12 protein-coding genes are annotated in these 13,214 nt (G+C 70.4%); 4 read left to right on the forward strand and 8 right to left on the reverse strand.

The window, feature by feature from the left end:
* Window positions 1-19: 19 nt before the first annotated feature.
* From ETO60_RS07660 to guaB, 3 genes are all read right to left on the reverse strand, one after another.
* A complete protein-coding gene (locus ETO60_RS07660; RefSeq protein WP_199798847.1) occupies window positions 20-517 on the reverse strand; it encodes a tetratricopeptide repeat protein in 498 nt (165 codons plus the stop codon).
* Between the two features lie 61 nt (window positions 518-578).
* Entirely contained in the window at window positions 579-1,760 is a 1,182-nt protein-coding gene (locus tag ETO60_RS07665) for an RsmB/NOP family class I SAM-dependent RNA methyltransferase (RefSeq protein WP_130004304.1), read from the reverse strand.
* A 3-nt stretch (window positions 1,761-1,763) separates the two neighbouring features.
* A complete protein-coding gene (gene guaB / locus ETO60_RS07670) occupies window positions 1,764-3,227 on the reverse strand; it encodes an IMP dehydrogenase (RefSeq protein WP_130004305.1) in 1,464 nt (487 codons plus the stop codon).
* A gap of 186 nt (window positions 3,228-3,413) precedes the next feature.
* Between guaB and ypfJ the strand changes: the two genes are divergently transcribed.
* The gene (gene ypfJ, locus ETO60_RS07675) at window positions 3,414-4,274 is read left to right on the forward strand and encodes a KPN_02809 family neutral zinc metallopeptidase (RefSeq protein ID WP_130004306.1); all 861 of its coding nucleotides are present in this window, start codon (window positions 3,414-3,416) and stop codon (window positions 4,272-4,274) included.
* Window positions 4,275-4,319: 45 nt separating this feature from the next.
* On the opposite strand, the gene sdhA is transcribed toward ypfJ, so the two are convergent.
* From sdhA to sdhC, 3 genes are read right to left on the reverse strand one after another with little or no spacing between them, the layout of a single operon-like run.
* Window positions 4,320-6,194, reverse strand: coding sequence for a succinate dehydrogenase flavoprotein subunit (gene sdhA, locus ETO60_RS07680; protein WP_130004307.1), 1,875 nt, complete (start codon window positions 6,192-6,194; stop codon window positions 4,320-4,322).
* Complete coding sequence (sdhD, locus tag ETO60_RS07685; protein WP_130004308.1) at window positions 6,194-6,610, reverse strand: succinate dehydrogenase, hydrophobic membrane anchor protein; 417 nt, start codon at window positions 6,608-6,610, stop codon at window positions 6,194-6,196. The genes sdhA and sdhD overlap by 1 nt, the downstream gene beginning before the upstream one ends.
* An 8-nt stretch (window positions 6,611-6,618) precedes the next feature.
* Window positions 6,619-6,999, reverse strand: coding sequence for a succinate dehydrogenase, cytochrome b556 subunit (gene sdhC / locus ETO60_RS07690; protein WP_130004310.1), 381 nt, complete (start codon window positions 6,997-6,999; stop codon window positions 6,619-6,621).
* 106 nt (window positions 7,000-7,105) lie between these two features.
* Here sdhC and ETO60_RS07695 point away from each other — a divergent pair, with 106 nt between their 5' ends.
* Genes ETO60_RS07695 through ETO60_RS07705 form a run of 3 tightly spaced genes read left to right on the forward strand, consistent with a single transcriptional unit; the run spans window position 7,106 to window position 9,445 of the window.
* Window positions 7,106-7,816 (forward strand): SDR family NAD(P)-dependent oxidoreductase, encoded by a 711-nt coding sequence (locus tag ETO60_RS07695; RefSeq protein ID WP_130004312.1) that lies wholly within the window; start codon window positions 7,106-7,108, stop codon window positions 7,814-7,816.
* The gene (locus tag ETO60_RS07700; protein ID WP_130004314.1) at window positions 7,806-8,702 is read left to right on the forward strand and encodes a 50S ribosomal protein L11 methyltransferase; all 897 of its coding nucleotides are present in this window, start codon (window positions 7,806-7,808) and stop codon (window positions 8,700-8,702) included. The genes ETO60_RS07695 and ETO60_RS07700 overlap by 11 nt, the downstream gene beginning before the upstream one ends.
* Window positions 8,678-9,445, forward strand: a complete 768-nt coding sequence (locus tag ETO60_RS07705) for a DUF2459 domain-containing protein (protein ID WP_130004316.1) — start codon at window positions 8,678-8,680, stop codon at window positions 9,443-9,445. Before ETO60_RS07700 ends, ETO60_RS07705 begins: the two co-directional genes overlap by 25 nt.
* Here ETO60_RS07705 and ligA read toward each other — a convergent pair.
* Window positions 9,399-11,489 carry an NAD-dependent DNA ligase LigA gene (ligA, locus tag ETO60_RS07710; protein WP_130004318.1) on the reverse strand — a complete coding sequence of 697 codons (2,091 nt, stop codon included), beginning with the start codon at window positions 11,487-11,489 and terminating at the stop codon, window positions 9,399-9,401. The two genes, ETO60_RS07705 and ligA, sit on opposite strands and share 47 nt — an antisense overlap.
* A complete protein-coding gene (gene recN / locus ETO60_RS07715; protein WP_130004320.1) occupies window positions 11,482-13,158 on the reverse strand; it encodes a DNA repair protein RecN in 1,677 nt (558 codons plus the stop codon). The genes ligA and recN overlap by 8 nt, the downstream gene beginning before the upstream one ends.
* Between the last annotated feature and the right edge of the window lie 56 nt (window positions 13,159-13,214).

Raw genomic sequence — 13,214 nt, forward strand, 5'->3', positions numbered from 1 at the left:
TGCTCCGCACCCGGGCGTCTCAGTTGGGCACGATCCCGTTGGCCTTGGTCTCGGCCGCGAGGGCAGGACGCACGGGGCCGCGTTCGATCGCCCCCTGCAGGCTGCCGACCTGCGGGCAGTCGTTGCCGCACAGCGAGCGCAGGCGTGACAGGTTGCCCCGCGCGCGTTCCACCGCGCCCTGCTCCGCGAACGCCGCACCCTCCCCCGCGATCGCATCGAGATTGGCCGGATCGCGCGCCAGCGCCTGCCGGTAGAGGCCGACGGCCTTGCCGGTCATGCCCGCCTGACGGGCCGCGGCGGCCATTTCGACGAACAGGGGCGTGTAGGCCGGATCGATCACCAGCGCCGCTTCGAACGCGTCGATGGCCTCCTGCGTCTGTCCGGCCGCAAGCGCGGCGCGGCCCGTATCGATGAGCGCGGACGCCGCCGGATGCGGGACCGGCTGCTGCGCCACCAGAACGCTGCCGGTCATGGCCAGAACGAGGGAGAGAGCCGCGGCGGCAGGGGCAAAACGCATGATCTGTTCCCAAACGGAAGAGCGGACAACGTGGTTCCGGACCGACATCACTCTCAGGCTATCACGGCTTTTCGAAACCAGCGATGAAAAATCCGTCGGTGCCGTCGCGCAGAGGCGACAGTCGCACCCCGCGTCCACGGGCGTGGCCAAAGGGCAGCGCAAGAGCGGCCGGGTGCAGCGGAAGGCGATCGGCGGCTTTCGCCGCCTGATCCGCGCCCTCCTCGTCGAACAGCGAGCAAGTGACGAACACGAGCCGCCCGCCCGGCCGCAGCAACTCGGCGCCAAGCCCGATCAGCCGCGTCTGCAAGGCCGCCAGCCGCGACAGCTCCGCCGGGGTGAGCCGCCAACGCAGTTCGGGATTGCGGCGCCACGTTCCGGTGCCCGAGCACGGTGCATCGACCAGCACCAGATCGGCGCGGCCGCGCCAGGGCGCGAGCGCCTCGTCCTCGCGGCCGGGGTCGAGCAGCACCGGCGCGACGCAGCTCACCCCCGCCCGTTCCGCCCGCGCGCGCAGCTCGCCCAGACGGCGCCGGTCCGTGTCGCTGGCGACAAGCGATCCCGTGTTCTCCATCGCCGCGGCGAGCGCCAGCGTCTTGCCTCCGGCGCCCGCGCACAGGTCGATCACGGTCATGCCGGGCCGCGCGGCGGCCGCGAGACAGGCAATCTGGCTGCCAAGATCCTGCACCTCGATCAGCCCGTCGCGGTAGGCGGCCCATTGCGTCACGTTGATCCCGCTCTCCACCCGCAGCGCCTGGGGCAGAGGCAGCAGCTCGACCGGCACCGGCAGAAGCGGCAGCAGCGCGTCGCGGTCCGACTTCAGCGTGTTCACCCGGAGGTCGAGCGGCGCACGGCCGAGCAGGGCCTCCTGCTCCGCCTCCCCCACCCCGGATCGCGCCAGCCGTTCGACCAGCCAGGGCGGCGCAGTTCCACCGGCGGCGACCGGCTCGTCCGGCATCCGCGGGGCAGGCGCGTGCGGAGACCCGTCGAACAGGGCGAGCAAATCGGGGCGCAGTTGCGCCAAGCGAAGCATCGCGGCCCGCCCGCTTTCCGGCCGTGGACCGCAGGCGCGGATGGCGGCGAACACGAGCTCGCGCACGGCGCGCCGGTCCCCGCCGCCGGCGTAGCGCCGCTCGCGGAAGTAGCCGGCGATCAGCCGGTCGGCCGGGGCGCCGCGCGTCGATGCGGCGTCGACGATCCGGTCGAGCAGATCGATGGCGGCCTGGACACGCGCCGCGGGCGTCATGGTTCAGCGCGAGGGATAGTTCGGCGCCTCGCGGGTGATCGCCACATCGTGCACATGGCTCTCGGACAATCCTGCATTGGTGATGCGCACGAACTGCGCGCGTTCCTGCAAGGCGCGCACGGTGTCCGCACCCAGATAGCCCATGGCCGCCTTGATGCCGCCGACGAGCTGATGCACCACGTCCGCCGCCGGACCCTTGAACGGTACCTGCCCCTCGACCCCCTCGGGCACGAGCTTCATCGGGGACACGTCCTGCTGGAAATAGCGGTCGGCGCTGCCCCGCGCCATGGCGCCGACCGAGCCCATCCCGCGGTAGCTCTTGTAGCGCCGCCCCTGATAGAGGAATGTTTCGCCGGGCGCTTCGGCCGTGCCGGCCAGCATGGAGCCGACCATCACCGCCGACGCGCCGGCGGCCAGCGCCTTCGCCGCGTCGCCGCTGGTCCGCAGGCCGCCGTCGCCGATGACCGGCACGCCCGCTTCGGCGGCCGCGGCGGCGCATTCGAGGATCGCGGTGAACTGCGGCACGCCGACGCCGGCCACCACCCGCGTCGTGCAGATGGAGCCAGGCCCGATCCCGACCTTCACCGCGTCCGCCCCCGCATCGATCAGCGCGCGGGTCGCTTCCGGCGTGGCAACGTTGCCGGCGATGACCTCGACCGAATTCGACAGGCTCTTGACCGCTTCCACGGCGCGGGCAACCTCGCTGTTGTGTCCGTGCGCGGTGTCGATGACCACGACGTCGACCTCGGCCTCGATCAGCGCTTCGCTCCGCGCCAGTCCCTTGTCACCCACGGTCGTCGCCGCCGCGACGCGCAGCCTGCCCGCGGCATCCTTCGTGGCGTCGGGATAGGTGACGGCCTTCTCGATGTCCTTCACCGTGATCAGCCCGATGCAGCGGTAGTCGTCGTCAACAACCAGCAGTTTCTCGATCCGCCGCTGATGCAGCAGGCGGCGCGCCTCCTCCTGGCCGGTGCCGAGCGGCACCACGGCGAGATCCTGCGTCGTCATCAGCTCGCGCACCGGCTGTTCGGGATGCTCGGCAAAGCGCACGTCGCGGTTGGTGAGGATGCCCGCCAGCCGCCCGCTCTCGTCGGTGACGGGGATGCCGCTGATCCGGTGCTGCGCCATCAGCGCCCGCGCCTCGCCCAGCGTGCCGTCGGGCCGCATGGTGATCGGGTTGACGACCATGCCCGACTCGAAACGCTTGACGGCGCGGACGGCCGCGCACTGTTCCTCGATGGACAGGTTGCGGTGCAGGACGCCGATGCCGCCAAGCTGCGCCATGGCGATGGCCATGTCCGCCTCCGTCACCGTGTCCATCGCCGCGGAGATGACCGGAATGTTGAGTTCGATGCCGCGCGTCAGCCGGGTGCGGGTGTCGGCCATGCTCGGCAGGATGTCGCTGTGCGCGGGGCGCAGCAGCACGTCGTCGAAGGTCAGTCCCAGCGGAATGTCGGATGAAGCCACGTTGGCGCCTGCGCGGTTGGAGGAGGGTGGCTGCCGCCTGTAACGCGGAGCGCCGTCCCCTGCTAGTGGCAAGTCCGGCCACGCGGACGGCCGCCGCAGCGGAACCGGGTTCACGGGCGAAGGTTCTTGTGCACAGAACAGGACGCGGCCGGCGAAGCGCCGTGGAGGCAAGGGGGACCAGCGACGATGCGGCTCAATCCGTTCAATCCGGGCAACATCAATGTCGGCACCACCGGCGGCGGCGGCGGCATGGGCCGCGCCGGCGGGCTGGGATGCGGGACGATCATCCTCGCCGCGCTCGGCTACTTCGTCTTCGGACTGGATCCGATGCAGACCGCCGCCACGATCGAGGGGGTGCAGGGCAGCCGGCAGGTTGCGTCGGCGCCGGCGAACGAGGACGTGCAGGCGATCTGCACCAGCAACCCGTACGCGACCGAGACCTGCAACGCCCTGTCCTCGCTGAATGACACATGGGCGCCCATCTTCGCGCAGCAGAACGCCGCCTTCCGCCCGCCCACCCTGCGCTTCGCCACGGCACAGCAGTTCAACACCGCCTGCGGGCCGGCCTCGACCGGCATGGGGCCGTTCTACTGCCCCGGCGACGAGACGATCTACATCGACACCGCCTTCTATGACGAGCTGGCGCGCATGGCGGGCAATGCGGGGGATTTCGCCCGCTACTATGTCATCGCGCACGAATACGGGCACCACATCCAGACCATCACCGGCATCGCGCAGCAGATCCGCAGCGCGCAGCAGGCCTATCCCCGGCGCGCCAACGAGCTTCAGGTGCTGATGGAGCTGCAGGCGGACTGCTATGCCGGGGTCTGGGCCGGCCGCAACCGCAACCTGCTGGAGCCGGGCGACATCGAGGAAGGACTGATGGCCGCGAGCGCGATCGGCGACGACACGCTCCAGCGCCAGGCCGGACGCCGCGTCAATCCCGAAACCTTCACTCACGGCACCAGCCAGCAGCGGATGCAGGCACTGCGGCTGGGCCTTGGCGGCGATGACCGGCAGTGCGACCGGATCACCGCGCTCGGCTAGGAGCGCGGGCGAGGCGCCGCGCCTCGCCCGTGCGCCCCCTCGGCCTCAGTACACGCGCTTCTTCGGCTTGATGTAGGCGATGTCGTCGGTCAGCGTGTATTCGTGCACCGGCCGGTAGTCGATGCGGACATCGCCCTTGCCGGCGCCCTTCGCTCCTCCGCCCCAGCCGTCGAACCACGCCAGGGTGTGCTTCATCCAGTTCGCGTCGTCGCGTTCCGGGTAGTCCTCGTGGGCGTGGGCGCCGCGGCTTTCCTTGCGGTTCTCGGCCGACGCCATGGTGACGCTGGCCTGCGCCATCATGTTGTCGAGCTCGAGCGTCTCGACGAGATCGGTGTTCCAGATCAGCGACCGGTCGGACACGTGGATGTCCTGCATCCGCGCGTTCTGTTCCGCCATCCGCGCCAATCCCTCGCTCAGCGTCTCGCTGTTGCGGAACACCGCGGCGTGCCGCTGCATCACCTTCTGCATGTCGGCGCGAATGCCCGCCGTGGGCGAGCCGCCCTTGGCATGGCGGAAGTGATCGAGGCGGGTGAGCGCCAGATCCGCGCTGTCCCGGGGCAGCTCGGCATGGGCGGTGCCCGGCTTGATCACCTCGCGCAGACGGAACCCCGTCGCCCGGCCGAACACCACCAGATCGATCAGCGAGTTGGAGCCCAGCCGGTTGGCGCCGTGGACCGACACGCAGGCCGCCTCCCCGACCGCGAACAGGCCCGGCACCACGTGGTCCGGGTTGCCGTCCTTCAGCGTCACCACCTCGCCGTGATAATTGCAGGGGATGCCGCCCATGTTGTAGTGCACCGTCGGCGTCACCGGCAGCGGCTCACGGGTCAGGTCGACGCCGGCGAAGATCTTGCCGGATTCGGTGATGCCGGGAAGCCGTTCCGCCAGCACCCGCGGATCGATGTGATCGAGGTGAAGGTGGATGTGGTCCTTCTCCGGTCCGACGCCCCGACCCTCGCGCATCTCCAGCGCCATGGAGCGGGACACGACGTCGCGGCTCGCCAGATCCTTCGCGGACGGGGCGTAACGCTCCATGAACCGCTCCCCCTCGGAATTGGTGAGGTAGCCACCTTCGCCCCGCGCCCCCTCGGTGATGAGCACGCCGGCGCCGTAGATGCCGGTGGGATGGAACTGCACGAACTCCATGTCCTGCAGCGGCAGCCCCGCGCGCAGCACCATGGCGTTGCCGTCGCCGGTGCAGGTGTGGGCGCTCGTCGCGGTGAAGTAGCAGCGGCCATACCCGCCTGTCGCCAGCACGACCGCGTGGGCGCGGAAGCGGTGGATGGACCCGTCGTCGAGGCACAGGGCGATGACCCCGCGGCAGGCCCCGTTCTCCATGATGAGGTCGATGGCGAAGTATTCGATGAAGAAGTCGGCGTCGTATTTGAGGCTCTGCTGATAAAGCGCGTGCAGCATCGCATGGCCTGTCCGGTCGGCCGCCGCCGCCGTCCGCTGCACCGGCGGGCCTTCGCCCATGTTCTGCATGTGTCCGCCGAACGGGCGCTGGTAGATGGTGCCGTCGGGATTGCGGCTGAACGGCACCCCGGCGTGTTCCAGCTCGTACACGGCGTGCGGCGCCTCGCGCACCATGTACTCGATGGCGTCCTGGTCGCCGAGCCAGTCGGATCCCTTGACCGTGTCGTACATGTGCCACGACCAGTGGTCGGGAGAGTTGTTGCCGAGCGACGCCGCAATCCCGCCCTGGGCGGCGACGGTGTGGCTGCGGGTCGGAAAGACCTTGGTGATGCAGGCGGTGCGCAGGCCGCCTTCGGCCGCCCCCATGGTGGCGCGAAGCCCGGAGCCGCCCGCCCCGACGACGACCACGTCGTAGGTGTGGTCGGTGATCGGATACGCCGCGCCCGGCCCGCCGGCGCTCTTGGGCGCCGTGGTGTCCGGCGTGTTGGGCGCAGGATTGGACATCAGGAAGCTCCTCCAAGCGCGAGCCGCGCGATACAGAACAGTCCGAACGCCGCCCCGGCCACGGCGGCGAGGTTGAGGATGGCCAGCGCCGCGAACTTGTTGCCGGGCGCATCGACATAGTCTTCGATCATCACCTGCATGCCGAGCCGCGCATGCCAGAACGTGCTGATCACCAGCAGCGCCATCGCCGTCGCCGGCACGGGCGAGCCGAGCCAGCCGCTCACGGTCGCGTGGCTGAAATCAGGAAGCAGCACGAGGCTGATCAGCAGGAAGCCCACCAGCACGAGATTGCCGATGGAGGTCAGCCGCTGCTGGATCCAGTGGTGCACGCCCTCGTGCGCCGAGCCCAGGCCGCGCACCTGGCCGATCGCCGTTCCCTTCGAGCCGTAACGCCCGAGCGTCGTTCGCTTGTCCATGCCAAATCCTACAGGAGAAGGAGAGCGCCCCAGAACAGCGCGGTCAGCACGATGCCGGCCACCACCACGCCGCGGGCGGAGTTCTTGTTGCTGCGCAGTTCGTAGTTCGCACCGATGTCCATGAACCAGTGGCGGATGCCGCTCGCCATGTGGTTGAAAAACGCCCAGGTCAGCCCGACGAGCACGACATAGCCAAGCGGGCTCGTCATGGCCGCCGAGAAGCTGTCATAGGCGGCCGGCCCGCTGGCCAGCGCGCCCAGCCACCACAGCAGCACGCCCAGCCCCACCACCGCCATGCCGTTGCCGGTGATGCGGTGGAGGATGGAGACGAGCATGTGCGGCCCCCACCGCCAGATCGTCAGATGCGGGGAAAGCGGACGTTGAACCATGCGGTGCCTTTCCAGTGTCGCGGGCGATCTGCCTTACCGCAGATGGCGCCGGAGGCAAGCTGGTCAAGGCTCGACAGTGCCATGTGGCGCGGCGATAAGCGCAGCGATGCAGAAAATCCTCCTGACAGGCGCCAGTCGCGGCATCGGGGCCGCCACCCTCTCCCTGCTGCACGACGCTGGCGCCCGCGTCGTCGGCCAGTCGACCGCCGGCAACGGGGACACCTGCCTCGCCGCCGACTTCGCGCGGCCCGGAGCGGCCGACGCGCTGTGGCACGCGGCGCTCGACCGGCTTGGCGGTCAGGTGGATGTGGTCATCGCCAATGCCGGCGTGTTCGAAAGCAATCCGCTGGACCGCGGCGGCGCCGACTGGGCGGCGCAGTGGGAGCGGCAGATGACCATCAACCTCTCGTCCGCGGCCCAGCTGGCGCGGCTGGCCATCGCCCACTGGCTTGGTCAGGGCGCCGGAGGACGGCTGGTGTTCGTCGCGAGCCGCGCCGGGCACCGCGGCGACTCGCCCGACCACTGGCATTACGCGGCGGCCAAGGGCGGGATGCTCGCGCTGCACAAGACCATCGCGCGCGGCTATGCCCGCCACGGCATCCTCAGCTTCGCCGTCGCCCCCGGCTTCGTCGACACCGCCATGGCCGGCGACTACCTCGCCAGCCGCGGCGGCGAGGGCATCCTTCAGGACATCCCGCTCGGCCGGGTAGCGGAGCCGGAGGAGATCGCCCGCATCATCGCGTTCTGCGCGCTCGAAGCACCCGCCTCGATGACCGGCGCGACGCTCGATGCGAACGGGGCCAGCTATGTCCGCTGACACCTGGAAGATCACCGCGGTGGCCCTGCGTGGCGACGTCGAAGCCGCCCTCGCCGCGCTGGACGGGGACGGCCGCATGGTGCTGTCGGGCCGAGAGGTCGCCGAGGACAGCGAGGAGTGGGTGCTCGAAGCGTGGCTCTCCGACGCGCCGGACGAGGACGATCTGGCCCGCTTCGCCGCGCTGCTGCCCGTCGGACCGGACGCATTCCGGGTGGAACGGCTGACGGAACAGGACTGGATCACCCTGAGCCAGCAGGGAATGGAGCCGGTGGTCGCCGGCCGGTTCCATGTCCGCACCCCCGATCATCCCACCGCGCAGGACGGCGCGCGCATCGACCTCGTCATTCCCGCCAGCCAGGCGTTCGGCACCGGGCAGCACGAGACCACCGCCGGATGCCTCGCCATGCTCGACCGGCTGGAGCGGTGCGGCGAACGTCCGGGCCGGATCGTCGATGTCGGCACCGGCACGGGCGTGCTCGCCTTTGCTGCCGCGCGGCTGTGGCCCGGCGCCACCATCTTCGCCAGCGACGTCGATCCGGTGTGCGCAGGCGTCGTGCGCGACAATGCGGCACGCAACGGCGTGGCGCTCGGCACGGGCGCGGGCGAGGTGGCGATCGTCACCGCAGCCGGCCTTGACCATCCCGACCTGCGGCGGGACGGCGCGTTCGACCTCGTGATCGCGAACATCCTCGCCGGCCCGCTGATCGAGATAGCCGGGCAGCTGACCAGAGCCTTGGCTCCGGCAGGCCACCTCATCCTTGCGGGTCTCCTCACCCGGCAGCAGGACGAGGTGCTGCAGCCCTACGCCGACGCCGGGATGACCTTGCGCGAGAGGCTCATGAACGGCGACTGGTCGATCCTTTGGCTGGAACGCACGCGATCCTGACCCGCCGCGGGGTGTGGCGGGCGGTGACGCGCGCCGCCGCCGCGCTTGTCCTTGTCGCCGCCGCCTACTTCCTCGCCGCCTGGGCCGGATCGTCCCTGCCCCGGAACCGCGACTGGGTTGAGCCTGATGCCGGTGTCGATCTGCTTGTCGGCACCAACGGACTGCACACGGTCGTGATCATGCCGATCGCCGCCGAGGGGGTCGACTGGCGCGCGGTGTTTCCCTCGACCGCACGGCCGACGCCCGCAGGAAACTTGCCCACCCATGTCGCAATCGACTGGGGCGAGCGCGAGGTCCTGCTCACCGTGCCGGAGTGGAGCGATCTGCGCCCCGGCACCGCCTTGCGGATCCTTGTCGCAGGCGGACAGCCCGTCATTCGCATCAACGCCTACGCCCATCCGCAGCCGGACGATGATTACCGCATCCTGCGCCTCCGGCCGGCCGAATACCGCGCCCTGGCGGCCAGCATCATGGCGCAGCTTCCGCCGCTGCCTGCGGGAGAAACACGCCCCGTCCTTCCCGGCTTCGACACCCGCGCGGTGCATCACGCGAGTCTCGGCCGCTACACCATCTTCAACACCTGCAACACGTGGATCGGCAACCGTCTCGCTGACGCTGGCGTGCGTACGGGATGGTGGACACCGCTGGCGGGGGGCGTGATGAAATGGGTGCCGCGAGCCGAACCGTCCGTCGGGGTCAGCCCGCGCTCCGGGCGAGCTGTGCCCACTGCGCCTCGTCGATGACCCTGATGCCGAGTTCGGCCGCCTTCTTCAGCTTGCTCCCGGCGCCGGGTCCGGCCACCACCAGATCGGTCCGGGCGCTGACGGAGCCGGCGACCCTTGCGCCAAGCCGTTCCGCCTGCGCCTTGGCTTCCTCGCGGCTCAGCGTCTCGAGCTTGCCGGTGAACACCACCGTCTGACCGGCGACCGGACTGGCGAGCGTTTCCACAACATAGGCCGGCGGCGTCACCTCGGCCAGCAAGGCGTCCCAGACTTCGACATTGTGCGGTTCGTGGAAGAACGTGCCCAGCGCGCCGATGACGACATCGCCCACCCCGTCGATCGCGCGCAGCGTCTCTGCCGCCTCCGCATCGCCCGCGTGCGCCCGCTCGGCGACCTGACGCAAGGTCTGGAGGTCTCCGAAGCGTCGCAACAGGTCGCGCGCCGTCACGGCGCCGACATGCCGGATGCCGAGGCCGAACAGCAGGCGGGCCGCATCCGGCGCCCGCTTGGCCTCGATCGCGGCGAGCAGCTTGTCGACCGACCGCTCCTGCCAGCCTTCCAGCGCCAGCAGCGCGTCGCGCTTCTCGTGCAGACGGAAGATGTCGGCCGGACTGTGGATCCAGTCCCGCTCGAAGAACTGGGCGATCGTCCGCTCGCCCAGCCCCTCGATGTCCAGCGCCGGGCGCGAGACGAAATGGCGCAGGCGTTCCTTGCGCTGTGCCGGACAGATCAGCCCGCCGGTGCAGCGGATGTCGACCTCACCGGGAGCGGCTGTCGCCTCGCTCCCGCAGGCGGGACACCTGTCCGGAAAGACGAACGGCGGCCGCTCGATCCCGCGGTCCAGATTGTCCACCACCTGCGGAATGACATCGCCCGCGCGCTGGATCAGCACCCGATCTCCGGGCCTGAGGTGGAGGCGCTCGATCTCGTCGCAATTGTGCAGCGTCACGTTGGTGACGGTCACCCCTCCAACCAGCACCGGAGCCAGCCGTCCGACGGGCGTCAGCTTGCCGGTGCGTCCGACCTGGATGTCGATCGCCTCCAGCACCGTCTCCGCCCGCTCCGCCGGAAACTTGCGCGCCAGTGCCCAGCGCGGCGCCCGGGCCACGAAGCCGAGCCGCTGCTGCAGCGCAAGCGAGTCCACCTTGAAGACGACGCCGTCGATCTGATACAGCATCCGCGCGCGATCGGCCGCGATGCGGGCATAGGCCGCCAGCATGTCCGCCAGCGTGCCGCACCGGGCAAGATGCGGCGACACGCGGAACTGCCACTCCCGAAGCAGCAGCATCATATCATACTGGCTGTCGCGTGGCACCACCGAGGCAGCACCCCAGCCATGCGCGAGGAAGCGCAGCGGCCGGGTGGCCGTCACCCCGGCATCTTTCTGCCGCAGCGATCCGGCCGCGGCATTGCGCGGATTGGCGAAGAGCTTGCCGCCCTTTGCGGCCTGCGCCTCGTTGAGAGCGGTGAAGGCCGCTGTTTCCATGTACACTTCGCCGCGCACCTCGAACACCTCCGGCAGCGGACCGGACGCGCGCTCAAGCTCTTGCGGAATGTCGGCGATGGTGGCGACGTTGGCGGTCACGTCCTCGCCCACCAGCCCGTCGCCCCGCGTCGCGGCGCGCACCAACCGGCCGTGCTCGTAGCGCAGGGCGCATGACAGTCCGTCGATCTTGTCTTCGGCCGTGAAGGCCAGCGGCTCCGTCCCGTCCAGCGACAGGTAGCGCCGCACCCGGGCGACGAAGTCCGCCACCTCCTCGTCGCTGAACGCGTTGTCGAGGCTGAGCATGGGGACCTCGTGCGGCACCTTCGCCAGCGGCGACGCAGCTGCGTCATGGCCGACCGCGCGCAGCGGCGAGTGCGGGCTGGCCAGCTCGGGATGGCGCGCTTCCAGCTCGGCGAGACGCCGCACCAGCGCATCAAAGGCCTCATCGCTGATTTCCGGCGCGTCCTCCAGATGGTAGAGCCGGTTGTGGCGGGCGATGGCCGAGGCGAGCGCCGCCATCTCAGCTGCAGGATCGCCGTCGTCCGGCGCCGGAGCGCTTCTGCCGCCGTGGTCAGCCATCGGTCAGCAGCTCGCGCGCCTGCGCGATGGCGGCCTCGGTGATGGTCGCGCCCGACAGCATCCGGGCGATCTCGCGCTGCCGCTGCACCTCGTCGAGCCGCGTCACCGACGTGCGCGTGATCGTGCCCTCGCTCGACTTGGCGATGAGGTAATGGTGACTGCCGCGCGCCGCGACCTGCGGACTGTGCGTGACGGCCAGCAGCTGCCCTGCCTCTTCCCGGCCTCTGGCCAGACGGGCCAGACGTTCGCCGATCGCGCTGGCGACGGCGCCGCCGACACCCCGGTCGATCTCGTCGAAGATCACCGTGGCCGCGCCCCCCTCCTCCGCCAGCGCCACCTTCAGTGCCAGGATGAAGCGCGACAGCTCGCCGCCGCTGGCGATCCGGGCCAGCGGGCCGAACGGCGCCCCGGGATTGGTCGAGATCAGGAACTCCACCTGGTCCATTCCCGCCGGACCCCACCGCTCAGGCGGCTGCCGCGCGACGCTGGTCTCGAAGCGCGCGGCGTCGAGCCGCAGGGGAACCAGCTCCGCCGCCACGGCCGCGTCCAGCCGGCGGGCGGCGGCGAGGCGCTGCTCGTGCAAATGGCCGGCGAGCGTCTCGAACCGCCGGCGCGCGCCCGCCGCCTCGATGGCGAGCGCGTCGAGGCGCGCTTCGCTGCTCTCGATGGCGTCGAGCTGGGCACGCAGCGACCGCATCCGCTCAGGCAGGGCATCCACTTCGCAGCGGTGCTTGCGGGCAAGCGCGCGCAGGGCGAACAAGCGGGCTTCGGCATCCTCCAACGCTTTCGGATCGAACAGCAGCGCTTCGCCGGCGGCGCGCAGCTTGTCCTCGGCTTCGCCGGCGTCGATGATGGCGCGGTCGAGCGCCTCCAGCGCCTCGGCGAGCAGCCTGTGCTCTCCGGCCAGCCGGTCGAGCCGCCGCCCCGCCACGCGCAGCGCCGCCAAGGGCGAGTCGGAACCGTCCCACAGCCGGCGCAGCTCCTCCAGCTCTCCGGCCAGCCGTTCCCCTTTCTGCATGGCGGCGCGGGTCTCCGCCAGCCGCGCCTCTTCGCCGGCCACCGGCTGAAGCTCCGCGAGTTCGGCAAGATGCGCCAGCAGCAGATCCTGATCCGCTGCGGCCTGTTCCGCCTCTTCCCTGACGCGCGTGAGGCTCGCTTCGGCGGACTGCCACTCGCGATAGGCACGCGCCACTTCGCCCGTGTCATGCCCGCCGTAGCGGTCGAGCAGGTGCATGTGGCCGCGCGGATTGACCAACCCGCGATCATCATGCTGACCGTGCAGTTCGACCAGCAGCGGCGCGAGCGTCCGCAGCAGGGCGACACTGGCAGGCTGGTCGTTGACGAAGGCCTTGCTGCCGCCATCCGCTTTGAGCTGCCGGCGCAGGAGCAGCGGCTCCCCCGGCTCGACCTCGATGGCCGCGTCTTCCAGGAGCGCGTGCAGCGCGGGCGGCGGAGCCGCGAACTGAAAGGTCGCGCTCACCACCGCCCGTTCGGCTCCGGCGCGCACCAGCCCCGTCTCGGCGCGGTTGCCGAGCACCAGCCCGAGGGCATCGAGAAGAATGGACTTGCCGGCCCCGGTTTCGCCGGTCAGCACACCAAGGCCCGGGCCAAACTCCAGCTCAAGCGCTTCGATCAACACGACGTTGCGGATGGAGAGGCGGGTCAGCATCGCTGCCGCTGCCTATCCCATTCACCCGTCGGCGTCACCCGGTGAAGCGCCGCGCC

Source organism: Qipengyuania thermophila (genome assembly GCF_004153605.1).
Classification (GTDB): domain Bacteria; phylum Pseudomonadota; class Alphaproteobacteria; order Sphingomonadales; family Sphingomonadaceae; genus Qipengyuania_B; species Qipengyuania_B thermophila.

What these genes read in the sequence shown, in the direction of transcription:
- ETO60_RS07660 (WP_199798847.1), bottom strand. Translation starts at nt 517, where the DNA reads ATGCGTTTTGCCCCTGCCGCCGCGGCTCTCTCCCTCGTTCTGGCCATG.
- ETO60_RS07665 (WP_130004304.1), bottom strand. Translation starts at nt 1,760, where the DNA reads ATGACGCCCGCGGCGCGTGTCCAGGCCGCCATCGATCTGCTCGACCGG.
- ypfJ (WP_130004306.1), top strand. Translation starts at nt 3,414, where the DNA reads ATGCGGCTCAATCCGTTCAATCCGGGCAACATCAATGTCGGCACCACC.
- sdhA (WP_130004307.1), bottom strand. Translation starts at nt 6,194, where the DNA reads ATGTCCAATCCTGCGCCCAACACGCCGGACACCACGGCGCCCAAGAGC.
- sdhD (WP_130004308.1), bottom strand. Translation starts at nt 6,610, where the DNA reads ATGGACAAGCGAACGACGCTCGGGCGTTACGGCTCGAAGGGAACGGCG.
- sdhC (WP_130004310.1), bottom strand. Translation starts at nt 6,999, where the DNA reads ATGGTTCAACGTCCGCTTTCCCCGCATCTGACGATCTGGCGGTGGGGG.
- ETO60_RS07695 (WP_130004312.1), top strand. Translation starts at nt 7,106, where the DNA reads ATGCAGAAAATCCTCCTGACAGGCGCCAGTCGCGGCATCGGGGCCGCC.
- ETO60_RS07700 (WP_130004314.1), top strand. Translation starts at nt 7,806, where the DNA reads ATGTCCGCTGACACCTGGAAGATCACCGCGGTGGCCCTGCGTGGCGAC.
- ligA (WP_130004318.1), bottom strand. Translation starts at nt 11,489, where the DNA reads ATGGCTGACCACGGCGGCAGAAGCGCTCCGGCGCCGGACGACGGCGAT.
- recN (WP_130004320.1), bottom strand. Translation starts at nt 13,158, where the DNA reads ATGCTGACCCGCCTCTCCATCCGCAACGTCGTGTTGATCGAAGCGCTT.